Source organism: Streptomyces sp. NBC_01334 (genome assembly GCF_035983595.1).
Taxonomy (GTDB): domain Bacteria; phylum Actinomycetota; class Actinomycetes; order Streptomycetales; family Streptomycetaceae; genus Streptomyces; species Streptomyces coriariae.
Window position 1 is genome coordinate 3,799,861 of sequence record NZ_CP130718.1, and the last position, 26,365, is coordinate 3,826,225.

General features: G+C 72.5%; 20 protein-coding genes. 7 read left to right on the plus strand and 13 right to left on the minus strand.

Translation table 11 applies throughout. From position 1 onward, the window contains the following. Nucleotides 1–14: 14 nt before the first annotated feature. The 4 genes from OG736_RS16955 to OG736_RS16970 are packed head-to-tail and all read right to left on the minus strand — an operon-like array spanning nucleotide 15 to nucleotide 3,314. The gene (locus OG736_RS16955; protein ID WP_327183200.1) at nucleotides 15–371 is read right to left on the minus strand and encodes a hypothetical protein; all 357 of its coding nucleotides are present in this window, start codon (nucleotides 369–371) and stop codon (nucleotides 15–17) included. Further along, on the minus strand, nucleotides 368–1,000 hold the full coding sequence (locus tag OG736_RS16960; RefSeq protein WP_327183201.1) for a GNAT family N-acetyltransferase: 633 nt from the start codon (nucleotides 998–1,000) through the stop codon (nucleotides 368–370). Before OG736_RS16960 ends, OG736_RS16955 begins: the two co-directional genes overlap by 4 nt. Then, nucleotides 997–2,268, minus strand: coding sequence for a 3-phosphoshikimate 1-carboxyvinyltransferase (gene aroA, locus OG736_RS16965; RefSeq protein WP_327183202.1), 1,272 nt, complete (start codon nucleotides 2,266–2,268; stop codon nucleotides 997–999). Before aroA ends, OG736_RS16960 begins: the two co-directional genes overlap by 4 nt. A 5-nt stretch (nucleotides 2,269–2,273) precedes the next feature. After that, complete coding sequence (locus OG736_RS16970; protein WP_327183203.1) at nucleotides 2,274–3,314, minus strand: EamA family transporter; 1,041 nt, start codon at nucleotides 3,312–3,314, stop codon at nucleotides 2,274–2,276. A gap of 87 nt (nucleotides 3,315–3,401) precedes the next feature. Here OG736_RS16970 and OG736_RS16975 point away from each other — a divergent pair, with 87 nt between their 5' ends. The 3 genes from OG736_RS16975 (at nucleotide 3,402) to OG736_RS16985 (ending at nucleotide 7,438) form a co-directional block, all read left to right on the plus strand. Beyond that, a complete protein-coding gene (locus OG736_RS16975) occupies nucleotides 3,402–4,310 on the plus strand; it encodes a LysR family transcriptional regulator (RefSeq protein WP_327183204.1) in 909 nt (302 codons plus the stop codon). A 570-nt stretch (nucleotides 4,311–4,880) separates the two neighbouring features. Beyond that, nucleotides 4,881–6,665, plus strand: a complete 1,785-nt coding sequence (locus OG736_RS16980; RefSeq protein ID WP_327183205.1) for a glycoside hydrolase family 3 protein — start codon at nucleotides 4,881–4,883, stop codon at nucleotides 6,663–6,665. Nucleotides 6,666–6,790: 125 nt separating this feature from the next. Further along, the gene (locus tag OG736_RS16985; RefSeq protein ID WP_327183206.1) at nucleotides 6,791–7,438 is read left to right on the plus strand and encodes a hypothetical protein; all 648 of its coding nucleotides are present in this window, start codon (nucleotides 6,791–6,793) and stop codon (nucleotides 7,436–7,438) included. Nucleotides 7,439–7,723: 285 nt separating this feature from the next. Here OG736_RS16985 and OG736_RS16990 read toward each other — a convergent pair whose 3' ends face one another. The 5 genes from OG736_RS16990 to OG736_RS17010 all read right to left on the minus strand — a co-directional run bounded on the left by OG736_RS16990 (nucleotide 7,724) and on the right by OG736_RS17010 (nucleotide 15,658). Continuing rightward, a complete protein-coding gene (locus OG736_RS16990) occupies nucleotides 7,724–9,154 on the minus strand; it encodes a S28 family serine protease (protein ID WP_327183207.1) in 1,431 nt (476 codons plus the stop codon). A 109-nt stretch (nucleotides 9,155–9,263) separates the two neighbouring features. Continuing rightward, nucleotides 9,264–9,611, minus strand: coding sequence for a hypothetical protein (locus tag OG736_RS16995; protein ID WP_327187624.1), 348 nt, complete (start codon nucleotides 9,609–9,611; stop codon nucleotides 9,264–9,266). Between the two features lie 154 nt (nucleotides 9,612–9,765). Then, nucleotides 9,766–13,530, minus strand: coding sequence for an ABC transporter ATP-binding protein (locus tag OG736_RS17000; RefSeq protein WP_327183208.1), 3,765 nt, complete (start codon nucleotides 13,528–13,530; stop codon nucleotides 9,766–9,768). Between the two features lie 148 nt (nucleotides 13,531–13,678). After that, nucleotides 13,679–14,749 carry an esterase-like activity of phytase family protein gene (locus OG736_RS17005; RefSeq protein ID WP_327183209.1) on the minus strand — a complete coding sequence of 357 codons (1,071 nt, stop codon included), beginning with the start codon at nucleotides 14,747–14,749 and terminating at the stop codon, nucleotides 13,679–13,681. A 57-nt stretch (nucleotides 14,750–14,806) separates the two neighbouring features. Further along, nucleotides 14,807–15,658: a serine hydrolase gene (locus tag OG736_RS17010; protein ID WP_327183210.1), complete on the minus strand. Its 852-nt coding sequence runs from the start codon at nucleotides 15,656–15,658 to the stop codon at nucleotides 14,807–14,809. Between the two features lie 195 nt (nucleotides 15,659–15,853). Between OG736_RS17010 and OG736_RS17015 the strand changes: the two genes are divergently transcribed. From OG736_RS17015 to OG736_RS17025, 3 genes are all read left to right on the plus strand, one after another. After that, nucleotides 15,854–18,217, plus strand: coding sequence for a mannosyltransferase YkcB-related protein (locus tag OG736_RS17015; protein ID WP_442817042.1), 2,364 nt, complete (start codon nucleotides 15,854–15,856; stop codon nucleotides 18,215–18,217). A 210-nt stretch (nucleotides 18,218–18,427) separates the two neighbouring features. After that, a complete protein-coding gene (locus OG736_RS17020) occupies nucleotides 18,428–19,231 on the plus strand; it encodes an endonuclease I family protein (protein WP_028807161.1) in 804 nt (267 codons plus the stop codon). A 235-nt stretch (nucleotides 19,232–19,466) separates the two neighbouring features. Further along, the gene (locus OG736_RS17025) at nucleotides 19,467–19,820 is read left to right on the plus strand and encodes a peptidase inhibitor family I36 protein (RefSeq protein ID WP_327183211.1); all 354 of its coding nucleotides are present in this window, start codon (nucleotides 19,467–19,469) and stop codon (nucleotides 19,818–19,820) included. Between the two features lie 38 nt (nucleotides 19,821–19,858). Here the strand turns inward: OG736_RS17025 and OG736_RS17030 are convergent, their stop codons facing one another. The 4 genes from OG736_RS17030 to OG736_RS17045 form a co-directional block, all read right to left on the minus strand. After that, nucleotides 19,859–20,518: a DinB family protein gene (locus OG736_RS17030; protein WP_327183212.1), complete on the minus strand. Its 660-nt coding sequence runs from the start codon at nucleotides 20,516–20,518 to the stop codon at nucleotides 19,859–19,861. A 25-nt stretch (nucleotides 20,519–20,543) separates the two neighbouring features. Continuing rightward, the gene (locus OG736_RS17035; RefSeq protein WP_327183213.1) at nucleotides 20,544–22,238 is read right to left on the minus strand and encodes a thiamine pyrophosphate-binding protein; all 1,695 of its coding nucleotides are present in this window, start codon (nucleotides 22,236–22,238) and stop codon (nucleotides 20,544–20,546) included. Next, nucleotides 22,235–23,203 (minus strand): agmatinase, encoded by a 969-nt coding sequence (gene speB, locus OG736_RS17040; protein WP_054240122.1) that lies wholly within the window; start codon nucleotides 23,201–23,203, stop codon nucleotides 22,235–22,237. The genes OG736_RS17035 and speB overlap by 4 nt, the downstream gene beginning before the upstream one ends. A 66-nt stretch (nucleotides 23,204–23,269) precedes the next feature. Continuing rightward, entirely contained in the window at nucleotides 23,270–24,733 is a 1,464-nt protein-coding gene (locus OG736_RS17045; RefSeq protein ID WP_327183214.1) for a sodium:solute symporter family protein, read from the minus strand. A 101-nt stretch (nucleotides 24,734–24,834) separates the two neighbouring features. On the opposite strand from OG736_RS17045, the gene OG736_RS17050 reads away from it, so the two are divergent. Further along, nucleotides 24,835–26,322, plus strand: a complete 1,488-nt coding sequence (locus tag OG736_RS17050; protein ID WP_442817043.1) for a PucR family transcriptional regulator — start codon at nucleotides 24,835–24,837, stop codon at nucleotides 26,320–26,322. Nucleotides 26,323–26,365 lie beyond the last annotated feature (43 nt).

Genomic DNA, 26,365 nt, shown 5'->3' on the forward strand with positions numbered 1-26,365 from the left:
CCCGGGGGCTCGGGTCAGGTGACGAGGGCGATGACGACCAGCGTCACCCAGACCACGGCCACCGCGGCCCCCCGGGCCAGGGCCACCCGGTCGAGCACGCCGCCCAGCCGACCGGTGCGGCCGGTCGGCAGGGCGCGCAGCGCCCAGGTGAGCAGCAGCGACGCGCCGGCCACGGAGGCCGGCAGGAAGACGAGGCCCTCGCGGGGAAGTTCCGGGTCCCAGGGCTCCCGCGCCTGGTTCTCCAGGTACAGGAGCAGGGCGAGGGCGTACCAGAGGAGCGTGCTGCCGGCCGTGACGACGGTTTCCAGCGCCGAGGACAGCACCTCCCCGGGCCGGACGAACCGCCGTGCCGCGTTCCTGACGGCGCTCATCGCGCGCGCGTCAGGAATCCCGCCACCCGTTCCGCCAGCCGCCGCTCGCACGGCGGCCATTCCTCCGCCGTGATCGAGAAGATCGCGGAGTCGCGCAGGCGGTCGTCCTCCCCCGGCGCCCAGGAGCGGGACCAGTTGCGCAGGACGCCCTCGAAGCGGGCGCCGACGCTCGCGATGGCCGCGCGGGAGCGGGTGTTGCGGGCGTCCGTCTTCAGATCCACCCGGGAGACGCGCCACTGCGCGAAGGCGTGCCGGAAGAGGAGCAGCTTGGCCTCGGCGTTGATGCCGGTGCCCTGGGCGGAACCGGCCAGCCAGGTGAAACCGACCTCGACGGCGTCCAGCTGCTCGTCGCTCCGCCAGGAACGCGGCTCCCAGAACGAGGTCGCGCCGACCGCCCGGCCGGAGGCGAGGGAGATCTGGGCGTAGGGCGCGAGTCTGCCGGTCGCCGCGCGGGCGAGCTGGGCGTCGACGTAGTCACCGACCTCGTGTGCTCTCGGCACCCAGGTGAAGTCGTACGTCTGCCGGTTCTCCTCCGCCGCCACCGCCAGCTCGGCCGTGTGCCGTTGCTCCAGCGGCTCCAGGCGCACCAGCGCGCCTTCGAGGACCGGTCCCTCCAGCTTGAAACTCACCCGTCGCTGTCCTTCCGCAGTACCTTCGCCAGTTCCGCGAACGCCTCGTGGAATCCGGGGAAAGTCTTGCGGACACAGCCGGGGTCGTCGAACGAGATTCCGGGGACGCGCAGTCCGGTCACCGCGAAGGACATGACGATGCGGTGGTCGCCGTAGGTCTTGATGTCGGCGCCCGTGAGGGAACCGCCCGCACGAGAACCGGCCGCGCCGGGCCTGATCTCGATCCAGTCGGGGCCGGTCGCCACCTCGGCGCCCAGCCGCCGGAGGTTCTCCGCGCAGGCCTCCAGGCGGTCGCACTCCTTGACCCGCGTGTTCGCCACGTCCTCGATGCGTACGGGGCCGGAGGCGAAGGGGGCGATCGCGGCGAGGGTCGGCATGGTGTCGGAGATGTCCCGCATGTTGACCGTGACGCCGTGGAGTTCGCCGGTCCCGGACACGGTCGTACGGTCCGCGCCGACGTCCACCCGGGCGCCCATCCGCCGCAGTACGTCCACGAATCCCAGGTCGCCCTGGAGCGCGCGCTCGCCGAGGCCCGGCACGGTGACCTCGCCGCCGGTCAGCGCGGCCGCCGCGAAGAAGTAGCTCGCGGTGGAGGCGTCGGGTTCGATCGCGCAGGTCGTGGCCCGGTAGCCGCCCGGCGGGACGACGTAGGTGTTCCCCTCGCGCCCCACCTCCACCCCGAACGCCCGCATCATCGCGATCGTGATCTCGACGTACGGCACCGAGACCAGGTCGGTGACGGTGATGCGCAGGCCGGTGCGGGTGAGCGGGCCGAGCAGGAGGAGGGCGGTCAGGTACTGGGAGGACTGGCCGGCGTCCAGCACCACGTCCCCGCCCTCGACGCCTGCCGCCCGCACGGTCAGCGGGTGGTGGCCCTCCGCCTCCTCGTGCCGCAGGTCCACGCCCAGATCGCGCAGGGCGCGGGTGAGCGGGAGGAGGGGACGACGGCGCATCTGCGGGGAGGCGTCGAAGCGGTAGGTGCCGTGGCCGGCGGCGGCGAGGGTCGGCAGGAAGCGGGCCGTGGTCGCGCCGTCCCGGCAGTAGACGTCTGCCTCGGCGAGCGCCGGGCCCTGCGGGCGGCCGTCGACCTGCCAGGCGTCCGGTGTCCGTCCCACCCGGTAGCCGAGCCGGGTCAGGCCCTCGGCGAACCCCTCGGTGTCGTCGGAGCGGAGGGGGCGCTGGAGGGTGGTGACGCCGTCGGCTGCCGCCGCCAGGAACAGGGCGCGGGCGGTGAGGGACTTGGAACCGGGGATGTCGACGAGGGCCATGCCCCTCATGATCCCGCGCCGGTCCGCTCCGGCGCCGGTACGTCCACGGGATGGACTGAGGTCCGGGCGGTTCCCTCCGGCTGAACAACAGGTGGAACAGCGGGCTGGTCAGCGGGTTGAACCTCGGGTTGAGCAGGGGCCCGGTCAGCGGTTTGAGCAACAGACGGAACAGCCGACGGGTCGGCCGGTGGGACGGCCGGTGCGAGCGAGGTCAGTGCCACGCCGCCCACCAGCAGCGCCGCCGCGCACCAGCGCAGGCCGCTCACCGGCTCGCCGAGGAACAGGGCGGCCGACGTCATGCCGAAGACCGGGACCAGGAGGGAGAAGGGGGCCACCGTGGACGCCGGGTGGCGGTGCAGCAGCCAGCCCCAGGCGCCGAAGCCGAAGACCGTGGTGACCCAGGCGACATAGCCGACCGTGGCGGCGCCCTGCCAGTCCAGCGCGCGCAGCGCGGCCAGGTCCCGCGACGGGCCCTCGGTCAGCAGGGAGAGGGCGAGCAGGGGCAGCACCGGGACCGTGCTCACCCAGACCATGAAGTTCAGCGCGTCCGGCGGGGAGGCCTTGCGGGTGAGGACGTTCGACGCGCCCCAGCAGGCCGCCGCCGCGATGACCAGCCCGAACGCGCCGAGCGAACCGGAGGCGCCCTCGTCGGCCGCGGCCACCCCGATCCCGGCGAGGGCCACGCCCATGCCCAGCAGCCGGACCCGGGTCGGGCGTTCGCCGAGCACCGCGAACGCGATGACGGCCGTGAACACCGACTGGATCTGGAGGACCAGCGACGACAGGCCGGCCGGCATGCCCGCGTCCATACCGACGAACAGCAGCCCGAACTTCGCCACCCCCAGCACCAGGCCCACCGCCACGATCCACTTCCAGCCCACCTTCGGGCGGCCCACGAAGAACACCGCGGGCAGTGCCGCCACCAGGAAACGCAGGGCCGAGAAGAGCAGCGGCGGGAAGTGACCGAGGCCGATCTCGACGACGGTGAAGTTCACACCCCAGACGGCGGCGACGAGGACGGCGAGGGCGAGGTGAGCGGGGCGCATGCGCCGAGGATCACCCTCCCGGACCGTGAAGCACCAGCGATGATTACTGCATGGTGGGATGAAGGAACGCTACCGATTGGACTCACGGTGCTCGATCTCCAGCGACTGCGCGCCCTGCACGCCGTCTCCGTCCACGGCACCGTGGGCGCCGCGGCCGCCGCCCTCGGCTACACCCCGTCGGCGGTCTCCCAGCAGATCACCAAGCTGGAACGGGAGACCCGGACGGTTCTGCTGGAGCGGGCGGGGCGTGGCATCCGACTCACCGACGAGGCACTCCAACTCGCGGCCACGGCGAAGGAGTTGCTGGCGATCGTCGAGCGGGCCGAGACCGAGCTCGAGGAGCGGCGCGGGGTGCCGGCCGGGCGGCTGACCATCGCCGCGTTCGCCTCGGCGGCGCGCGGACTGCTGCCGTCCGTCCTCGCCGACCTGGCCCGTCGGCACCCGGCCCTGGACGCCCGGCTCACCGAGGTCGACCCGCACCTGTCCGTGGACCTGGTGGCGAAGGGGGCCGTCGACCTCGCCGTCGCGCACGACTGGGACATCGCGCCGCTGCCCGCCCCGGCGGGTGTCGAGCACGCGGTGATCGGTGACGACGCGTGCGATCTGCTGGTGCCCGAGGGGCACCCCTTCGCGGGGCGGACGGGCGTACGGCGGGAGGAGCTGGGCGGCGAGCGGTGGATCTGCCAGCCGCCGGGCCGGGTCTGTCACGACTGGCTGGTGCGCACGCTGCGGGCGGCGGGGCACGAGCCCGACCTCGTCCACACGGCCGAGGAGAATCCGACCCTCGTCGCCCTGGTGGCCGCCGGTCTCGGGGTCGCGCTCATCCCCCGCCTCGGGCGCGGCCCGCTGCCGGCCGGGGTCGTGGAGGTCCCGCTCGCCCCGACGCCCGTACGACGGCTGTACGCGCTGTGGCGCACGGGGGCGGCCCGGCGTCCGGCGATCGCGGAGGCGGTGCGGGCACTGCGGGAGGAGTGGCCGAGGGCGTCGGCGCACTGACCACACCGGGCGTCCGGGCCTCCGGACCCGGCCTCGCGCCCCCGGCCCCGGCCCCGCGCACCGGGTCGCACGCCGTACTCGGCGTGGCCACGCGCCGGACCGTCGCAGCCAGGCAGCCGTGCGCCGGGGGCCGCCCGCCGGATGGCCCGGACCGGGGGCCACGCACCGGGCGACCGCACGCCGGACGACCGCGCACCCGATGGCCTGGGCCGGGTGGCCCCGCCCCGGACGGCCCGGCGTCAACGGCCCGGCGTCACAGGTCGGGCGCCGAAGGTCCGGCCCCGGACGGCCGTCCCGACGGTCCCTCCTGTCGCACCCGTACCGACTTCCGCGAAAGGGGGTGCGACCGGGAACCCCGCCCGAACTCCACTCGTCCAACTTCCAAGCTGTCGGACGAGTCACCTCGGTGCGGTGTCGGCCCTCGCTGCTGGCTGCGATCGCTGACCCACCCTCTCCGCCGCACCGCGGCCCGGCAGCCGAGCCGTCATCGGCGCGCCCCCCTCCAATGCGCCGATGGCGGCGCCTTCCGCAGGTAGCGTGCGCCACCGGCCCCCACCGGAAGGAGCGCACATGCCCTCCAGACGCACCGTCCTCGCCGCCGGCGCGGGCGTCACCGCCGCCCTCGCCGTCGGCGGTCCGACGCACGCGGACGACCGTCGTCCCGACGAACTCCTCGCCCGTATGACCCTGGAGGAGAAGGTCGGCCAGGTCTTCGTCTCGCGGGTGTACGGCCACTCGGCGACCGCGCCCGACCGGGCCGACATCGACGCCAACCTCGGCGAACTCGGCGTACGCACGGCCGCCGAGCTGCTCGCCCGCTACCGGCTCGGCGGGATCATCTACTTCGCCTGGGCGCACAACACCCGGGACCCGCAGCAGATCGCGGACCTGTCCGACGGTATCCAGCGGGCCTCTCTCCAGCAGCCGCGCGGCCTGCCGGTGCTGATCTCCACCGACCAGGAGCACGGTGCCGTCTGCCGGGTGGGCCGCCCCGCCACCCTCTTCCCGGGCGCCATGGCGATCGGCGCCGGGGGCAGCCGCGCCGACGCCCGTACCCTCGGCCGCCTCGCCGGCCGTGAGCTGCGGGCGATGGGCATCCGGCAGGACTACTCCCCCGTCGCCGACGTCAACGTGAACCCGGCCAATCCGGTCATCGGCGTCCGCTCCTTCGGCGCCGACCCGGCCGCGGTGGCCGCCCTGGTCGCGGCGGAGGCCGAGGGCTACCGGGCGGCGGGAGTGGCGGCGACCGCCAAGCACTTTCCCGGGCACGGCGACACCGCCGTCGACAGCCACACGGGCTTTCCCGTCATCACCCACTCGCGCGAGCAGTGGGAGACGCTGGACGCGGTGCCCTTCCGGGCGGCGATCGCGGCCGGCGTCGACTCCCTCATGACCGCGCACATCCTGGTGCCGTCCCTCGACGGATCCGGTGACCCCGCCACCCTCTCCCGGCCGATCGTCACCGGCATCCTGCGCGAGAAGCTCGGCTACGACGGGGTCGTGGTCACCGACGCCCTCGACATGGCGGGCGTGCGCACCGAGTACGGCGACGACCGGGTGCCGGTGCTCGCGCTGAAGGCCGGTGTCGACCAGCTCCTCAACCCGCCGGACCTGGACGTCGCCTGGAACGCCGTCCTGAAGGCCGTCCGGGACGGGGAGCTCTCGGAGCAACGGCTCGACACGTCGGTCCTGCGGATCCTGCGGCTGAAGGCACGGCTGGGGCTGTTCGACGATCCGTACACCAGCCCGGCCGACGTGGGGCGGACGGTCGGGGCGCCGGGACACCTCACCGCGGCCGACCGGATCGCCGAGCGGACCACGACGCTGCTGGTCAACGAGGGACCGCTGCTGCCGCTCTCGCCCCGGACCCACCCCCGGATCCTGGTGGTCGGTGCCGACCCGGCCTCCCCCACCGGCACCACGGGCCCGCCCACCGGCGTCCTGGCCGCCGCCCTCACCGCACTGGGGTTCAGGGCGACGGCCCTGGCCACGGGCACGGCCCCGTCCGCCGAGACGATCGCCGGGGCGGTGACGGCCGCGGGCGGGGCGGACGCCGTGGTGGTCGCGACCTACAACGTCACGGCGGCCGACGCGCAGCGGACGCTGGTACGACAACTGGCGGCGACCGGACGGCCGGTGGTGGCGGTGGCCGTCCGTAACCCCTACGACGTGGCCCAGCTCCCGTTCGTCCGAGCCTGCTTGGCCGCCTACTGCTGGACCGACGTCGAACTGCGGGCCGCCGCCCGGGTGATCGCCGGGGCGGTCGGGCCGCGCGGGAAGCTGCCGGTGCCCGTGCGGCGGGCGGACGATCCGACGCAGGTGCTGTATCCGATCGGGCACGGCCTGACGTACTAGGCGTACGCCGACCGCCGGGCTTGTCCCCCGCACCACGCGCAAAGCGTCCCGCGCGGCTGGCGTGTGCCCGGCGTCGCGGGTCACGCTGGTCAGGCCCTGTTCGTCGGGGCGGGCGGGGGAAGCCGATGCGCGGGAGACGGTCCGTGGGGGCGGTGTGCTGGACACTGACCACCGCCCTCGCCCTGGGAGGGTGTCAGCTCCTGTCGCCGGACGGAGCCGGAACCGGGGCCGGGGCCGGAGCCGGCGCACCGACGGCGGCGCGGACGCCGTCCTCCCCGGCCCCCGGCCCGGGCTTCGGCAGGGAGTTCCTCGCGATCGGCGAGTGCAGCTCCTTCGGGACGACCAGCTTCACCGAGGTGCCCTGCGCCGGCGAACGGGCCGCGGCGAGGGTCGTCGCCCGGTTCGACGGGAAGATCGGCGAGGGCCCGCTCTGCCCGCCGGCCACCGACTTCGTCCTGCACTTCGGTGAGCAGCCCGCGCACGGCGGCACCAGCACCATCGAGCGGGGCCATGCCTGTATGCGCAACCTCCAGCCGCCCCATCCCGGCGACCCGGGCGCCGGCGGCGGTCCGCGCACGGTCGTCGGCGACTGCGTCCACGGCGCGGGCGGCGGGCAGGTCCGCGAGACGGCGTGCGACGGCTCGGGCGCCCGGAAACCGCAGTACCGGGTGACCGATGCGGTACCCACGCGCGCCGACTGCCCGGCGTCGACGGCCCTCTACGTCCAGCTCGGCGGCGGCGCGGATCCGGTGGGGTGCGCGCGGCCGGTGTGAACGGCTGATGTCGGCCGCCCCGAGAACCCGATCGGCCCCCGTGTCCACGGCCCTATGGTGGGCCGATGCGCGCAGGGATCGGGCTCAGGGAGGTGGCCGAGCGGGCCGGCGTGTCCATGCGGACCGTGTCCAACGTGGTCGCCGCCCGGGAGACTGCGCGCGGGTCAGCTACACAGCGCGGAGGGACGGGGCGGGACTGCACATCACCGGTGAACGGCCCGACGGCCGACCGGCATGTGAGCCGGCCGGCCGTCGGGGCCGCTGTGCGCGGCGAGTTGACGAGTGTCACGGACGCAGCGCGGGCTCCCGCTCCACGTCCCGCACGTCCAGCCTCGCGTCGAACTTCGCCAGCGGCCGGGCCTGCGATACGGCGGTCGGCGCGACGCCGGCCCAGGCCAGGATCCGGGCCGTGGCCAGCGCCTTCTGGTCGGCGACCAGGCCGGCGACGTTCGCGCCGTGGTTCAGGCCGGGGGCCGTGAGGACATAGCTGTCCTTCGCGCCCTTGCCGAGCCGGAAGCGTTCCGCGCCCCACGGGTCGTTCTGGCCGTAGACGAAGAGCATGTGACGGGCGTTGTGCTTCACCCAGGTGTCGACGTCGCGCATCGCCGAGGGCTGGAACTTCATGGTGATGTCACGCGGGACGAAGTTCCGCGGGGGCTGGTAGCCGTAGCGGATGTACTTCTTCTCGATGGACGGGAAGTGGATGGTGGGGGCGCCCAGTTGGGTGCCCGCCTGGTAGTAGTACGGGGTGTACGGGGACAGGCCCTGGTCCGTGTAGAACGAGAAGCCCGAGATGGTGTCGATGGACGTCCAGATCTCGTCGTCCGTCGCCGTGGCCGCGTCGGCCGGGATCGACTCGCAGTCGGACAGCAGGCTGTACTGCCAGAAGCCCCAGACGTAGTCGAGGACGACGGCCTCGTAGGCGCGGTCCAGGCTGCCGATGGTGGTGAAGGTGAAGCCCTCCGCCGCCGCGTAGTCCGCGTACTTCTTCTCCAGCGGCTCCCGGCGCACCAGCGCCTCGCGCTGTACGGCGTTCAGGCGGTCACGGCACTCCTTGGTGCCGACGCCCGCGAAGAAGCGGTCGTAGGCGGAGTCCTCGTCGTTGACGACGTCGTTCGGGGCCACGTAGGCCACCACGCCGTCCATGTCCTTGGGGTAGAAGCGCTCGTAGTACGTCGCCGTCATGCCGCCCTTGGAGCCGCCGGTGGAGATCCAGTTCTTGGTGTAGATCTTCTTCAGCGCCTTGAAGATGCGGTGCTGGTCGCTCGCCGCCTGCCAGATGTCCAGCTTGGACCAGTCGGCCGGGTCGGGGCGGGAAGGCGTGAAGAAGCGGTACTCCATGGAGACCTGGTTGCCGTCCACGATCTGGGTGGGCTCGCGGCGGCTGGGGGTGGTGGAGACGTTGTAGCCGCCGGTGTAGAAGACCGTGGGGCGCGCGGTGTCCTTGTGCAGCACGGTGATCCGCTGCTGGAACGTGCCCTTGGCGGGGTGCCGGTGGTCCACCGGCTGGGTGTAGGTCAGGACGAAGTAGCGGTAGCCGGGGTACGGCTTCTCCTCGACCAGGCTCATGCCGGGTACGGCGAGGAGCCGGTCCTTGATGTCCGTGCCGGCGGTGGCCTTGGGCTCGGCGGCGGTGGCCGCCCCTGCCGTGGCCGCCGTGCTCAAGGTGCCTATGAGCACCGTGAGCGCCAGCAGCCATCTGAGCGCCTTGCGCATGCGCGTGCACCCTCCCTGTGAGACAGATGTGCGTCGCCGGAAGCTATCGGAGCAACACCCGTCACACCAGAGGGGGTTGACCTACCGTGCGGTCACGTCGCGGGTCGACTCAGCAGAGAATCCAGCCCGAGCGGTACGAACCGCCGGCCACCGCGCCCGTCACCCGCACACACCGGTGCCCCGCGTAGACCCTGGCCGGCGGGGAACTGCGCGTATGCTTCCGCGACTTCGACACGGCGACATGGCCGCGCGCCTGCACACTCACCGAGATCAGCCGCTTGGTGCCGGGGTTCTTCTGGACGGTGACGGCACAGACGTAGCCGCTGCCCTTGTAGACCAGCACGGAGCCGGTGGAGAAGGGCAGGGTGCGTACCTTCCGGCCCGGGCAGGACTCGGCGGACGTCGCGGCATGGGCGCTGCCCGGCGCGACGACGGCGAGCAGCGCGGACACGATCATCACGACCAGCCCGAGCACCAGCCGCCGGACCGTCACGCTTCTCGCACCTGTGTCCACGGTCCCCGCCCCTCCCACGTCCGTCGTACTCACGATCGCCGTACTCACGATCGCCGTACTGATGTACGGACGCACGACAGGCGCCGGATGGTTGCCCTCACACCGCCGCGGGCTCGTCCTCGCCGACGAAGGTGCGCCAGAGGCGGGCGTACCTGCCGTCCAGGGCCAGGAGGGCGTCATGGGTGCCGTCCTCGACGACCCGGCCGTGATCCATCACCACGACGCGGTCCGCTCGGGCGGCGGTGGTCAGGCGGTGGGCCACGACCAGTGTGGTGCGACGGCCGGTCAGGCGGTCCGTGGCCTGGTTGACCTGGGCTTCCGTGGCCAGGTCGAGGGCGGCCGTCGCCTCGTCGAGGAGCAGGACGTCCGGGTCGACGAGCTCGGCACGGGCCAGCGCGATCAGCTGGCGCTGACCGGCGGAGAGGTTGCGGCCGCGCTCCGCGACCTCGTGGAGGTAGCCGCCGTCGAGGGTGGCGATCATCTCGTGCGCGCCGACCGCCCTGGCCGCCGCCTCCACCTCGGCGTCGGTGGCGTCGGGCCGGCCGTAGGCGATGGCGTCGCGGACGGTGCCGGGGAAGAGATACGCCTCCTGCGGGACGACGCCCAGCCGGTGGCGGTACGAGGTGAGGTCGAGGGCGCGCAGGTCCGTGCCGTCGACGGTGACCCGGCCGCCGGTGGGGTCGTAGAAGCGGGCCACCAGCTTGACCAGGGTCGACTTGCCCGCGCCGGTCTCGCCGACGAAGGCGACGGTCTGGCCGGCCGGGATGCGCAGCTCGATGCCGGTCAGGGCCTCTTCGGGTTCGTCGGCGGAGCCGTACTGGAAGTGCACGTCCTCGAAGGCGATCTCGCCGCGCAGCGAGAGGACCTCCTCCGGCTCGTCGGCGGACTTCGTGGACGTCGGCTCCCGCAGCAGCTCCTGGATCCGGCCCAGGGAGACGGTCGCCTGCTGGTAGCCGTCGAAGACCTGGGAGAGCTGCTGGACGGGGGCGAAGAACAGGTCGATGTAGAGGAGGTACGCGACCAGCGCACCGGTGGTGAGGGTCGCCGCGTCCACCCGGCCGGCGCCCGCGATCAGGACCGCCGCCGCCGCGACCGACGACAGCAGCTGCACGAACGGGAAGTAGATCGAGATCAGCCACTGACCCCGGATGCGCGCCTGGCGGTAGCTGTCGCTGCGCTCCGCGAACCGTGCCGCGCCGTCCCGCTCACGCCGGAAGGCCTGCACGATCCTGAGCCCGGACACGGACTCCTGGAGGTCGGCGTTGACCGTCGACACCCGCTCGCGGGCCAGCTCGTACGCCTTCACGCTGGCCCGGCGGAAGAAGTACGTGGCGACGACCAGCGGCGGGAGCGTCGCGAAGACGACCAGCGCGAGCTGTACGTCGATGACCAGCAGGGCGCCCATGATGCCGAAGAAGGTGACGATCGCGACGAAGGCCGTGACCAGGCCGGTCTGCAGGAAGGTGGAGAGGGCGTCGACGTCCGTCGTCATCCTCGTCATGATGCGGCCGGTCAGCTCCCGCTCGTAGTAGTCGAGTCCGAGCCGCTGGAGCTGGGCGAAGATCTTCAGCCGGAGGGTGTAGAGGACGCGTTCGCCGGTGCGGCCGGTCATCCGGATCTCGCCGGTCTGCGCGACCCACTGCACCAGTACGGAGAGCAGCGCGAGCAGCGAGGCCGCCCACACGGCCCCCAGCGCCGCCCGGGTCACGCCCTGGTCGATGCCGTGCCGGATCATCACCGGCAGCAGCAGGCTGGTCCCGGCGTCGACGGCGACCAGACCGAGGCTGACGAGAAGGGGCGCGCCGAAGCCGCGCAGCAGCCTGCGCAGGCCGTACGACGCCTCCGGCCGGACCGCCTGCCGCTCGTCGACGTCGGGGGTGTCGACGAGCGGCGGCAGCGCCTCGATCTGGGCGAGCAGCTCGGGGGTGGCCGGCATCCCGGAGAGGGCGGTGTCCTTCGGCTCCCGGTCGCCGGTCCACAGCCGGGGGGTCACCCCGCGCTCGGCGTCGAACTCGGCGTCCAGTTCGTCGCGGACGGACGTGTCCTCGCCGGGCGACGGGGGTCCCCCCGCTCGAGCGAAGCCGAGAGTGGGGGAGGGCTGGGCGTGGCCGGGCGAGACCCCGCCGAGCTCGTCGGGGTCGGTGAGCAGCCGGCGGTAGAGCGCGGAGCGCTCCTGGAGCTCCTCGTGGGTGCCGAGGTCGGCGAGGCGTCCGGCGTCCAGGACGGCGATGCGGTCGGCGAGGTTGAGGGTGGAGCGGCGGTGCGCGATGAGCAGGGTCGTGCGTCCCTGCATGACCTGTTTCAGGGCCTCGTGGATCTCGTGCTCGACCGCCGCGTCCACGGCGGAGGTCGCGTCGTCGAGGACCAGCAGGCGCGGGTCGGTGAGGATCGCCCGGGCGAGCGCGACCCGCTGGCGCTGGCCGCCGGAGAGGGTGAGACCGTGCTCGCCGACCGTCGTGTCGTAGCCGTGGGGCAGCTCGGCGATGAACCGGTCGGCCTGGGCGGCGCGGGCGGCCGCCTCGATCTGCTCCTGGGTGGCCTCGGGACGGCCGTACGCGATGTTGGCTCGGACGGTGTCGGAGAAGAGGAACGAGTCCTCGGGGACCAGGCCGATCGCGGCCCGCAGCGAGTCGAGGGTGAGCTCGCGGACGTCGTGGCCGCCGATGAGGACGGCGCCCCCGCTGACGTCGTAGAAGCGGGGCAGCAGGAGGGAGACGGTGGACTTGCCGGAGCCGGAGGAGCCCACCACCGCGAGGGTCTCGCCGGGGCGGATCTCGAAGGTGAGACCGTCGAGGACCGGCCGGTCGGGGTCGTAGCCGAAGGTCACGTCGTCGAACTCGACGGCGGCGGGGGCGTCGGCGGGCAGTGCCTTGGTGCCGTCCTTCATCGACGGCTCGGTGTCGATCAGCTCCAGAACGCGTTCGGTGCCCGCGCGGGCCTGCTGGCCGACGGTGAGGACCACGGCGAGCATCCGTACCGGGCCGACGAGCTGGGCGAGGTAGGTGGAGAACGCGACGAAGGTGCCGAGGGTGATGTGGCCGCGCACGGCGAGCCAGCCGCCGAGCGCCAGCATGGCGACCTGGCCGAGGGCGGGTACGGCCTGGAGGGCGGGGGTGTAGGCCGAGTTCAGGCGGATCGTGCGCAGTCGGCCGGCGAAGAGCCGGCGGCCGACCTCGCGCAGTTTGCCGGTCTCCTGGTCCTCCTGGCCGAAGCCCTTCACGACCCGGACGCCGCTGACGGCTCCGTCGACCACCCCCGCGACGCCCGCCGCCTGGGCCTGGGCGTACCAGGTGGCGGGGTGCAGCTTGGTACGGCTGCGCCTGGCGATGTACGCGAGGGCGGGTGCCACGGCGAGGGCGACCAGGGTGAGCGGGAGGGACAGCCAGGCCATGACGACCAGGGAGATCAGGAAGAGGAGCAGGTTCCCGATCGTCATCGGGAGCATGAAGAGCAGACCCTGGATGAGCTGGAGGTCGCTGGTGGCGCGGCCCACGACCTGGCCGGTGGACAGCTCGTCCTGACGCCGGCCGTCGAGGCGGGTGATCGTCTCGAACATCTCGGTCCGCAGGTCGTGCTGGACGTCGAGGGCGAGGCGCCCGCCGTAGTAGCGGCGGACGTAGGTGAGGACGTAGACGAGGACGGCTGCGGCGATCAGGGCTCCGGCCCAGGGGCCCATGTCCCGGCTGTGGTCGCCGATCACATCGTCGATGATCACCTTGGTGACCAGCGGGACCAGTGCCAGGACGGCCATGCCGGCGAGCGAGGAGCCGAGCGCGAGCACGACGTTCGCCGGGTGGCGCCAGGCGTACCCGGCAAGTCTGCGCGCCCAGCCTCGCCGCTGCTCCCCCTGCTGTACTGCCACGCCGGTGCCTTCCTGTCGTCCTGGCCGTCCCGGTCGTCCCGGTCGGCCTGGTCTGCCGGAAGGCACCAACGCCGAAGGAAGCGGATTTCATCCCTCCGCAACAATCGGGGACACACGGTCACAGGGGGTCAGCGGCGGCCGGACACGGTCAGACGCGTACGCGCAGCCGGTAGAAGCGGGTCGTCTGGGCCGCGTTCTGGTTGTCGTCGCTGACCAGGAGCACCTCCAGGCGGCCCTTGGCGCGGCCGGTGATCACCATGCCCTCGATGTTGTCGAGCAGCGGGTTCGGCTGGGGCTGCTCGGCGGTCGCTCCCCGTGACGGGCAGTTCACGATGTCGGCGAGGAGCGTCTTCTTCACCAGGCGCACGCCGTCCTGGCCGGTGAGGTTCGCTGTGCCGCCGGTGTCCGTGGCGTGGCGGGGGTCGGCCAGGTAGAGGCGGACCGTGTTGCCGACGCCGCTGGTGAAGCCGCGCTCCAGGACGAGGAGCCGGCCGTCGGGCAGAGCCTGGACCTCGGGGACGCCGAGGCCGGAGTCGGCGCGGTAGGCGTACTGGGCCGAGAGCGCGAACCGGCCGTGCTGCCGCCGCCAGGTCTGGAAGCGGACGATGCCCGTGCTGTCGCCGGAGAGCGCGTACTCCATCGACGCGAGGAGGGTGCGCCCGCCGGGCAGCAGTGTCAGGCCCTCGAACGTCTGGTTGGACGTGGCGCGGCCGGCCGGGGCGACGAGGAGCGAGGACGGGACCGGAAGACGGTCGAGGATCCTGCCGTCACGGCTGTAGCGGCGGATGGACGGCTCGGTCTCGGAGGTGATCAGACGGGTGCCGTCACCGTCGATGGCGAGACCCTCGCTGTCGAGTGCGGCGCCGCTCTCGTCGGCGAGCGGAACGACCGACCTCGGGGCGAGGGTCTTCGCGTCCAGGCCGAAGAGCGAGGAGCGGTCGGAGAGGGCCGCGAGGGAGCCGTCCCGGTCCAGGGCGAGCGCGGAGAAGTTGCCGACGAAGGTGCCCTCGAAGGTCGTCTTGTCGAGGGCGTCCGAGAAGCCGTCGAGGGAGACCGCCGGTGAACAGGCGTTGCTCGTGGCCGTGTTGGTGGCCGTGTTGGTGGCTGTGCTCGTGGCCGTGCTGGTGGCCGGGTGGGCGTTCGCGGGCCCGGCGGCGGTGAGAGTGGTGGCCGCCGCCAGGCCGGCGGTGAGGGTGGCGAGTACGGTTCGCAGGCGCATGGTCGTCACCGTAGGTCGGGTCGGTGACGTGCGGTGGGACACCGCGTAAAGGCTCGTTCAGGAGGCGGCAAGGTCCTTGTGGATGACCTTGGCGACGCCCTGAATGGTCGTGATGCCGTAGTTCATGGTGCTGTTGCCGTGGGTCAGGACGGTCATGACGTAGTCGTGGCCGCCGCCCTTGAAGGTGCCGACGCTGTGCACCCGCCAGCCGTTCGTGGCGCGCGACAGCCACCCGTTCTTGACGTGCCAGCTGACCCCGGCGGGCCTCCCGTAGGGGGTGCCCCAGCGCTGCGCCGAGACGACCTTGCCCATCAGCGTGTTGACGTAGGCGCGCGAGGCGTCGGTCAGGACCGTGTTCTTGGCGGTGAGCAGCTTCAGCAGCTTCTGCTGGTCGGTGACGGTGATCTGGGTCAGGCCCCAGTAGCCGTTCGCGCCCGGCTTGGTCTGCGTCATCTTCGCGGCCGTCAGAAAGTTCTTGATCTTCGTCGTGCCGAGCTGCTTCCACAGGGTGGAGGTGGAGGCGTTGTCCGACTTGGTGATCATGGCCGTGGCGAGGGTCTTCTCGCGGCTGGTCAGCGCCCGGCCGGTCTTCTGCGCGTCCCACAGCAGCGCGGACAGGACGGTGACCTTGACGACACTGGCCGAGTCGAAGGCGGTGGAGGCACGCAGGGTGCAGGTGGTGTTGGTGGTGCGGTCGTAGAGGCCGACGGCGACCGTGCCCTTGCGGTTCGCCAGCGCGGCGGTGATGTCCTTCTTCAGCTTGGCCGCGAGCCCGGCCTCGGCCGACGTACAGCTGACGGTGGGGGTGGCGGCCGCGGCGGGCGCGGCGGCCGCCACGCCGGATATGAGGACGCCGGCGGTGAGCCCGGCGCCGAGCAGCCTTCTGCTTCTTCGTGTCCGGTGAGTCATGACCTGTTGACACACAAGTTCGTACGAAAGGTTGTACGCATCGCCAAGGTTGTATGCGTCACCAACGTTGTGTGTGCGTCACCTCAAGTATTGGGGAAAGCCTGGGCAAAGCGTTACCGCGGCCTGTGCGTTCTCACAGGCGGCGGCCAGCTCGACCACAGCGACCACCCACAACGGCCGTACAGCATGCGCAGGGTGACATCTGCCACCGATCCACTCCCCCAGCCGCCCGTGCCCCCCGCCGTGTCCCCGGACCGGTCACCGCCGACGACCTCCGATACGGCCCCCGCGGCACCCCCGCCGGACAGGGCGCCGCGCTGGTCGCTGCCCGCGCTGATCGCGATCATGATCCTGGCGGGCGTGCTGTACTCCTGGAACCTGTCCGGGTCGAGCCTCAACAGCTTCTACAGCTCCGCGATCTACAGCGGTACGCAGAGCTGGAAGGCGTGGTTCTTCGGCTCGCTGGACGCCGGGAACTTCATCACCGTCGACAAGCCGCCGTTCGCGCTCATGATCATGGGCCTGTCCTGCCGGATCTTCGGGTTCGGCACCTGGCAGATGATGCTGCCGGAGGTAGCGGCGGCGCTGGGCACGATCTGGATCCTGCACTCCTCGGTGAAGCGGGTCTTCGGACACGCGGCCGCCGCCGTCGCGGCCCTCGTGCTCGCGCTGACGCCGATCACCGTCGCCATCAACCGCGACAACAACCCGGACACCGTCCTCGTCCTGCTGATGGTGGCCGGCGCTGCTCTCGCCCTGCGCGCCACCCGCGACGACCGGCTGCTGCCGCTCCTCGGCTCCGCGGTCTGCTTCGGGCTCGCCTTCAACACCAAGATGCTCCAGGGCTACATCGCCCTGCCCGCCGTCTTCGCCGTGTACCTGTACGCGTCGAGGCTGGGCTGGAAGAAGAAGGCCGTGAACCTGGCGCTGGCCGCCGTGGCACTGGCCGTCGCCAGCTTCTGGTGGGCAACCGCCGTGTCCCTGGTGCCCGCCGACGACCGGCCGTACATCGGCGGTTCGACCGACGGCAGCGCCTGGGACCTGATCATGGGCTACAACGGCCTGGGCCGGGTGCTCGGCGGCGAGGGCAACGGCGGGGGCGGCGGAGGCGGCGGATCCTTCGCCGGGACCGCGGGCATCGGCCGGATGTTCAACGACGTCCTCGGCGGCCAGATCTCCTGGCTGATCCCCTTCGCGGCCATCGCGCTCGTCGCGGGCCTGGTGCTGCGCGGCCGGGCCCCGCGCACCGACCCCACCCGCGCCGCGCTGGTGCTGTGGGGCGGCTGGCTGGTGCTGCACTACCTGACCTTCGCCATGGCCGAGGGCACCATGCACCCCTACTACACGACCGCGCTCGCCCCGGGCATCGCGGCGCTGTGCGGTGGCGGCGGGGTCATGCTGTGGCGTGCCCTGCGCGGCGGTGACGCCCGCTGGTCGTGGGTGCTGCCCGTGGGGCTCGCGGTCACCGGTGTCTGGGCGATCGTGCTGCTGCGGCGCGCCACCGGCTGGAACACCTGGCTGTGGCCGGTCGTCGGCGTGGTCATGGTCCTCGCGATCGTGGGCCTGTTCGTCCTGCGGTCCGCGCGCTCCGGCGTCAGGGTCCGGCTGCTCGGCGCGTCCGTCGCCGCGGCGATCGTGGCGGCCCTCGCCGGTCCGACGGCGTACGCCGCCTCACCGGCCTTCGGCTCCTCCGGCGGGATGATGGGCGGCACCAACCCGACCGCGGGTCCGTCCACCGGTGGCGGCATGGGCGGTCCCGGCGGCGGCGGTGGCCGGGGCGGCTTCGGCGGCGGCAACGGCGGTCCCGGCGGCCAGGCGCCCGGCGGCACCCAGCAGGGCGGCCAGGCGGGCGGCGAGTTCCCCGGCGGTGGCAACGGCCAGATGACGCCGGGTGGCGGCAACGGCGAACTCCCGCAGGGCGGCGGCGCACCCAGCGGCGCGCCGAGCGGCGGCCAGGGCGGCCAACAGGGCGGCACGAACGGCGAGTTGCCCGGCGGGGCCCAGGGCGGCGGCGAGAGCGGCACGGCTCCGGGCGGCGGCACCGGTGGTGGCCCCGGCGGCGGTACGGGTGGCGGCGGGATGGGCGGTGGTGGCGGCATGGGCGGCGCCGACAGCGAGCTCGTCTCGTACCTGGAGAAGCACCAGGACGGCGCCACCTGGCTGATCGCGGTCTCCAACTCGCAGAGCGCGGGCCAGCTGATCCTCAGCAGCGGCAAGCCCGTCATCTCCATGTGGGGCTTCACCGGCAGCGACCAGGCGATGACCCTCGCCAAGCTCGAGGAACTGGTGAAGAAGGGCGAGCTGCACTACATCCAGCTCGGCGGCGGCGGTATGGGCGGCAACAGCAGCCTGAGCCAGGAGATCACCGCCTGGGTGCAGAAGAACGGCACGGCGGTGCCGGAGAGCGCCTACAGCTCGACGTCGAGCTCCGCGTCCGGCTCCGGTTCCACGTCCGCGTCCGGCTCGGAGACCTCCGGCTCGGACGCCTCGGGCACCGACACCTCGTCGCAGAGCAACCAGTCGACGGTCTACCGACTGGACGCCTCGGACGTGAGCTGACCGGCACGGCCCAACGGTCCGCAACGGCCCCTGACATGACGGTCAGGGGCCGTTTCGTCGTGAGAAAGCGCGTTCAACTCGCGTAGACAAGGGGCAGTTTGCCGGTCCCCGTCACCTGATGGACATGTCAGATTCATTGCCATGACCGCATGTGCATGTCACTCTCCCGATTGCCGCCTCCAATCAACCCGCGTAGATCGGACACCCCACATGCTGGCGACACGCATACGCCGATGGAAGTCGGTGGCGCTTGCCACCACTGCCGTCCTGGTCGGTCTCACCGCGCCCGCGCTCACCGCGACCCCCGCCGCGGCGACCACGACGGCCTACGACGCGACGTACTACAAGAACGCGGTCGGCAAGACGGGTACGAGCCTGAAGTCCTCGCTGCACACGATCATCAGCAGCCAGACGAAGATCTCGTACTCCGCGGTCTGGGACGCTCTGAAGGCCACCGACCAGGACCCGAACAACAGCAGCAACGTGATCCTGCTGTACAGCGGTGTCTCGCGAGCCAAGTCCCTCAACGGCGGTGACGTCGGCGACTGGAACCGCGAGCACACCTGGGCCAAGTCCCACGGCGACTTCGGCGAGGTGACCGGCCCGGGAACGGACCTGCACCACCTGCGCCCCGCGGACGTACAGGTCAACAGCATCCGCGGCAACCTGGACTTCGACAACGGCGGCAGCGCGGTCACCAACGGCGGCGGCAGCACCGTCGACTCCGACTCGTTCGCGCCGCGCGCCGCGGACCGGGGCGACGTGGCTCGCATGATCCTCTACATGGCCGTGCGCTACGAGGGTGACGACGGCTTCGCCAACCTGGAGCCCAACGAGAAGGTCGGCAACGGCAGCAACCCGTACATGGGCAAGCTCTCCGTCCTCAAGGCGTGGAACGAGGCGGACCCGCCGAGCGCCTTCGAGGAGAAGCGCAACCAGGTCATCTACGACACCTACCAGCACAACCGCAACCCGTTCATCGACCACCCCGAGTGGGTCGAGGCGATCTGGTAGGACCCGCAGCGCGACCGCGAAGGGGCTGAACTTGCCGTGACGACACGGAAGTTCAGCCCCTTTTGGTGCGCACGGGCAGACCCGCAGGAGGCGTTGGTGTGATGGAACGACTAGTTCCCTCACACCGGTGAAGTCGGATCTTCGTCCCGGGCATGTCGCCCGGCCCGGACGCGAGGCTGGGGGCGCCTCGGCAGATCCGCCGGAGCGATCCCGACTCCCTTTCCCGGAGACGTTCATGAAGCTTCGCGCCTGGTCCTTCGCCGCCGCTCTCGCCCTGACCGCCCTCGCCCTGCCCGCCCAGAGCGCCTCGGCGGCGGCCGCGGCGCCGTCCTGTCCCGACGGATCGATCTGTTTCTACAGCGGCGAGAACTTCCGCGGCAGCAGCTGGGAGTGGACCGCCCGCAGCGGCTACCGCGACATGCCGCCCGCCCTCCACGACCACGTGGGTTCCTTCGTCTCCGGTACCCGCGCCTGTTTCATCAACTGGGGCCCGGTGGAGAAGCGGAACGTCTTCAACGCCGACTACCGCACCCGCTACCTGGGCGACTTCGGCGGCCGGATCGACGCGGTGGGCCCCGGCGCCTGCTGACCCCGGCTCCCGCCTTCCGCTCGCCTTCCTGCTCGCCCCTACCGCTCGCCCTCACCGCGGGGAGCGCCGTACCAACGCCACCGGGTGAGACGGGCGTGACCCGGGATCTCTCCCCGGCCGGTGGCCCACAGCAGGGTGGGCCACCGGTCGGTGCCGGCCGGGGCGTCCGGGAAGAGCCTCGCCAGCACCCGGTCGCACAGTCCGGCGTCCGGCTCCCACCGGACACCGAGCCCCTCGGCGACGTCGTGCAGATGGACCAGCGTCTCGACGACCCCCATGGCGGCGAAGCCCTCGGGGTCCGAGGCCCCGAAGACGTGATGCGACCTGACGTCCGCCGGCGTCGTCCGCACCATCGCGGTCAGCAACGCCCCGCAGGCCTCCAGCACCTGCGCGAGTCCGGCCGCCCCGGCCGTCCGGTCGGCGAAGACGACGTTCGCCGGCGCACCGGGCCGCTCCGCGCGCCACACGAAGGGCACCTCGGTGTCCGACGGGGCGCCCCTCGGGCCCAGTTGGGCGGCATAGGCGAACAGGTCGTCGGCCAGATGCTCGACGGTCTCCCAGCAACTCCAGTCCAGGGAACCGGCCTTGGCGTCCCAGTCGGCCTCCCCCGCCCCTCGCAGGGCGGCCACCGCCAGCCGGACCGCCTCCTGCACGTCGTCGGCGGTGACGGGGCCGGGTGATCCGTGTGCTTCAGACATGGCGGGACCGTATCAACGGTCTCCCCTAGGACAGGTGCGTGGGCGCGAACATCCGCAGCACCGCCGGGAGGAGGACCACCGAGGGACCGGGCGTGGACAAGGCCTTCGCCAGGTCCGCCTCCAAGGTCTGCGGAGACGTGCGCACCCCCGGTACCCCGAAGGACTCCGCCAGGGCCACGTAGTCCGGGCGGGACAGTTCGGTGGCCGTGGGCTCGCCGAAGGCGTCGGTCATGTACTCGCGCAGGATGCCGTAACCGCCGTCGTCGACGATCAGCCAGGTGACGTTCAGGTCGTACTGCCTGGCCGTCGCCAGTTCCGCGATCGAGTACAGGGCGCCGCCGTCCCCCGACACCGCCAGCACCGGGCGGGTCGGGTCGGCCGCCGCCGCGCCCAGCGCCGCCGGGAAGCCGTAGCCCAGGCCGCCCGCGCCCTGGGCCGAGTGCATGTGGTTGGGGCCCTTCGCGTCGAAGGCCGACCAGGCCCAGTAGGCGAGGATCGTCATGTCCCAGAAGGACGGGGAGTCGGCCGGCAGCGCCTTGCGGACCGACGCCAACACCTCCTGCTCCAGGGTGAGTTCCTGGGCGGCGATACGGTCGGAGACCTTCGCGAGGACCTCATGGACGCGCTCGGCGGCCTCCGGCCGGGCCCGCTCCACCACCGGCTCCACCGTCTCGAGCAGCGCCTGCAACGCCAGTCGCGCGTCCGCGTGGATGCCGAGCGCCGGATGGTTCGCCTCCAGCTTCCCCAGGTCCGCCTCGATCTGGACGACCCGGCCCCGCGGCTTGAACGTGTGGTAGTTGGAGGAGAGTTCGCCGAGCCCCGAGCCGACGACCAGGAGGACGTCCGCGTCCTCGAGGAAGTCCGTGGTGTGCCGGTCCTCGATCCAGGACTGGAGCGAGAGGGGGTGCGTCCAGGGGAACGCCCCCTTGCCGCCGGGCGTGGTGACCACCGGGGCCTGCAGGACCTCCGCCAGCTGCTTCAGCTTGCCCGAGGCGTCCGACCGTACGACTCCGCCGCCCGCGATGATCGCCGGACGGGCCGCCTTCGACAGCAGGTCGGCTGCCACGGCGGTCAGTTCGGGGCGCGGCGGCAGCTCTTCGGGGAAGGCGTCGCCGCCGGTGACCACCGGGATCCGCGTCTGCGCGAGGAGCACGTCCTGCGGGATCTCCACCCACACCGGGCCGTGCGGCACGCTCAGCGCGGACTTCCAGGCCGCCTCGATCGCGGACGGGATCTGCGACTGGGTGCGGACGGTGTGGACCGACTTCACCACGCCACGGAACGAGGCCGCCTGGTCGGGCAGTTCGTGCAGATAGCCGTGGCGGCCGCCGCCCAGGCCGGGGGTCGGGACCTGGCTGCTGATCGCCAGCACCGGTGCCGAGGCGGCCGCCGCCTCCTGGAGCGCCGCGAGCGAGGTCAGCGCGCCCGGACCCGTCGACAGCAGCAGCGGGGCCGCCTCGCCGGTGATCCGGCCGTACGCGTCCGCCGCGAACCCCGCGTTGTTCTCCACCCGCAGGCCGATGTACCGCAGCGAGGAGCGGCGCAGCGCGTCGAACATGCCGAGCGCGTGCTGGCCGGGCAGCCCGAAGACGGTGGTCGCACCGAGCCCGGCCAGGGTCTCCACGACCAGGTCTCCGCCGTTGCGGCCGGCGGGAGGGTTCAGAGCAGCGGCGGTCTGCGCCTCCGTCGGGCGGAGCACCAGGTCGTGGTCGTGAGTCACTTCGCGCGAGCCTCGGCAATCTGTCGGGACATGATCGTGGTCAGTTCGTACGCCGTGTGGGACGCGGCCACCGACGTGATCTCCGCGTGATCGTACGCGGGGGCCACCTCGACGACGTCCGCCGAGACCAGGTTGCACGACGCCAGGCCGCGCAGGATCTCCAGGAGCTCGCGCGAGGTCATGCCGCCCGCCTCCGGGGTCCCGGTGCCGGGGGCGTGCGCCGGGTCGAGGCAGTCGATGTCGATGGAGATGTAGAGGGGTCGGTCGCCGATGCGCTGGCGCAGCTGGTCGGCGACCTCGTCGGCGCCGCGCCGGTACACGTCAGCCGAGGTGACGATGCCGAAGCCGAGCTTCTCGTCGTCGGTCAGGTCCTGCTTGCCGTACAGCGGGCCGCGGGTGCCGACGTGGGAGAGCGCCTCGGTGTCGAGGATGCCCTCCTCCACGGCCCGGCGGAACGGCGTGCCGTGGGTGTACTCCGCGCCGAAGTAGGTGTCCCAGGTGTCGAGGTGCGCGTCGAAGTGGAGCAGGGCCACGGGTCCGTGCTTCTTCGCGACCGAGCGCAGCAGCGGCAGCGCGATGGTGTGGTCACCGCCCAGGGTCATCAGGCGGGCTCCGGTGCCGAGCAGGTCGTCGGCCGCCGCCTCGATCGTCTCCACGGCCTCGTGGATGTTGAACGGGTTCACCGCGATGTCGCCGCCGTCCGCCACCTGGGCGAGGGCGAAGGGGGAGGCGTCCTGCGCCGGGTTGTACGGCCGCAGCAGCCGGGACGCCTCGCGGATCGCGTTGCCGCCGAAGCGGGCGCCCGGCCGGTAGGAGACGCCCGAGTCGAACGGCACACCCACCACGGCGACGTCGGCGCGGCCGACCTCGTCGAGGCGGGGCAGCCGGGCGAAGGTCGCGGGGCCGGCGTACCGCGGGACACGGGAGGAGTCGACGGGGCCGCGGGGCGTCTCGTTGCCACTCATGGAAATGCTCTCTTTCTTACGCTTCGTCGCGTATGTACTACTACTCGTACGACTCTACTGGGACGTCTACCGGGACACCGGGACGGGTGAGGTTCCGGCTGTCTCGGGGGTCCGTCCGGCCAGTCGCTCGCGCCAGGCGGCCAGCACGGCGGGGTCGGTGGCCGGGGTCGCCAGGGACACGGCGAGGTAGGCGGCCAGGGAGGCGAGGAGGCCGTAGTAGACCGGCTCGTTGGCGAGGATGCCGTAACCGGCCATCAGGCCGATCACCGCGACGCCGCCGGCCACGACGGAGGCGAGGGCGCCCTGGACCGTGCCGCGCTTCCAGAGCAGTCCGCCGAGGATGGGCACCAGCAGTCCGCCGACGAGCAGGTTGTACGCCACCGTCAGCGCCTCGACGACGTTGTTCAGGGCGATCGCCGTGACGATCACCGCGACGCCCATCAGGAGGATGAACAGGCGGTTGCCCCTGACCTCGTCGCGCTCCTCGCCGTCGGCGCCGGCGACGCCCCGCAGCCGGGACCAGATGTCGTTGTTGGCGACGGTCGCGCAGGCGATCAGCGCGCCGGACGAGGTGGACATCACCGCGGCGAGCGCGGCGGCCAGCACCAGTCCCCGCACGCCGACCGGGAGTTCGTCCTTGACGATCGTGGCGAAGGCGGCGTCCGCGGAGGCGAGGTTCGGGTAGAGCACCTTGGCCGCCGTGCCGATGACGGCGCCGGCGAGGGCGTACACCAGGCAGTAGGTACCCGCGACCGTGCCGCCCCACTTCGCCGTCCGGTCGCCGCGGGCGGTGAACACACGCTGCCAGATGTCCTGGCCGATGAGCATGCCGAAGGTGTAGATCAGCACGTAGGTGAAGATGGTCTCGCCGCCGATGCCCAGCGGGTCGAAGTAGCCGGTCGGCAGCTTCGCCTTCATCTCGCCGAAGCCACCCGCCCTGACGACCGCGATCGGCAGCAGCAGCAGGAGGACGCCGATCGTCTTCACCACGAACTGCACCATGTCGGTGAGGGTGATCGACCACATGCCGCCGAGCGTCGAGTACGCGACGACGATCGAGCCGCCGAGGACGATCGCGACGGTCCTGTTCATGTCGAAGAGGACGTCGAAGATGGTGGCGTACGCGATGGTCGACGTCACGGCGAGCATCAGGGTGTACGCCCACATCACCACGCCCGAGATCACACCGGCCCGGCCGCCGTAGCGCAGGTCCAGCATCTCGGAGACGGTGTAGACCTTGAGGCGGGCGATGCGGGCCGAGAAGAAGACGGAGAGGGCGAGCAGGCCCAGGCCGATGGTGAACACCATCCAGGCGCCGGACAGCCCGTACTGGTATCCCAGACCCACGCCGCCGATGGTGGACGCGCCGCCGAGGACGATCGCCGCCATGGTGCCGGAGTACATGACGGGCCCGAGGCGGCGCCCGGCGACGAGGAACTCGCTCTTCGAGCGGGCGCGGCGCATGCCCCACCAGCCCATGGCCAGCATGCCGGCCAGATAGACGGCGATCACGGTGTAGTCGACGGCCATGGGGCCCACCCTTCTCGATGGCTGAGGTGGTTCGGGAGTTGACCCTAGGTGGCCGAAAAGTGCCCTGGAAGTGTACGTTTCATCCACTCGATCCGTGCTCAGTGGAGGGAACGTCCATAGTGTCGGAGCCCGCCGTACCCCCCGCCGTACCTCCCACCCCACCGGTCCCTCTCGCCGCTCTGCTGGCCCGCGAGGACCTCGCCCTGCGGCAGATCGCCGGGCCCGCCGATCCCGGCACCGTGCTGCACGGGGCACACACCTCGGAGATGGCCGACCCGTACCCGTATCTGCTGGGCGGCGAGCTGCTGCTGACGGCGGGCGTGCACATCCCTGAGGCGGCCGGGTCGGGGACGTACTTCGCGGACTATGTCTCGCGGATCGTCGCGGCGGGCGGCGCGGCGCTCGGGTTCGGGGTCGCGCCGGTGCACGACACCGTGCCGAGGGCGCTGGTCGCCGCCTGCGAGGCGTACGAGCTGCCGCTCCTGGAGGTGCCCCCGCAGACGACGTTCTCGGCCGTGGCCCGCGCGGTCTGGCAACTGATGGAGCGGGCCCGCACCGCCGAGCTGCGCCGGGTGACGGAGGCCCAGCAGAGCCTCGCGGCCGCCGCCTCCCGCCCGGATCCGGTCCCGTCCGTCCTGCGGCAGCTCGCCCAGCGGGTCGGGGGGCGCGCGGTGCTGTACGGGCCGGAGGGGACGGAGATCGCGGGGGCGGGCCGGACGTCCGCGGACGCCGCCCTCGCCGGGCTCGCCCGCCTCCTCCTCTCCCGCGCCTCCGTCACCGCCGGCGACACCGCCCCCGACGGGACCCGTCTCGCCGCCTACGCGCTCGGGGCGGGCCGCGGGTTCGTGCTCGGGGTGGCGGCGCCCCGGCGTGACCCCGGCGACCACACCATCGCCTCCGTCGCCGCCGTCCTGCTCTCGCTCCTCACCGGCGAGCACCAGAGCGGCTCGGGGGCGGCCCGCTCGTCGGCGCTCGTACGGCTGCTGCTGGGGGCCGCGCCCGCCGAGGTGGCCCCGCTGCTGGGGGGCGAGCGGTGGCTCGTCGTGCACGCCCGTCCGGACACGCAGGCCCTCGACCCGGTGGCGGCCTCCGCGCTGGGCGCCGGCCTCGGATCACCGCTGGTCGACCTCGCGCACGACGTCGTACGGGTCCTCGTCCCGGCCGACGGCCCGCCGCAGCCGCAGCCGGGCTGGACCCTCGGCGTCAGCGCGGACGCGGCCCCCGCCGACTGGCCGGCCGCCGACGCGCAGGCGGCCCGCGCGCTGGCCCGGGCGCGCGCCACCCGTACGGCACTCGTCCGGCACGGCTCCGGGGCCGGGCTTCTGGATCTGGTGCCCGACGAGGAGGCCCGGGCCCACGCCCGGGCGCTCCTCGCCCCGATCCGGGCGAGCGCAGCGAGCGCCGCGCTGCTCGAGACGCTGCGCACCTGGCTCTCCCTGCACGGCAGTTGGGACCGTACTGCGGTGGCGCTGGCCGTGCACCGCAACACCGTGCGGCAGCGGATCGCCCGCTGCGCGGCTCTGTTGGGGGCCGACCTGGACGATCCGGACGTCCGGATGGAGCTGTGGTTCTCGCTGAAACAACAGTGAGTGACGCGTGTCCCAGCGTCCGGAACTGCACAGACGCGCACCG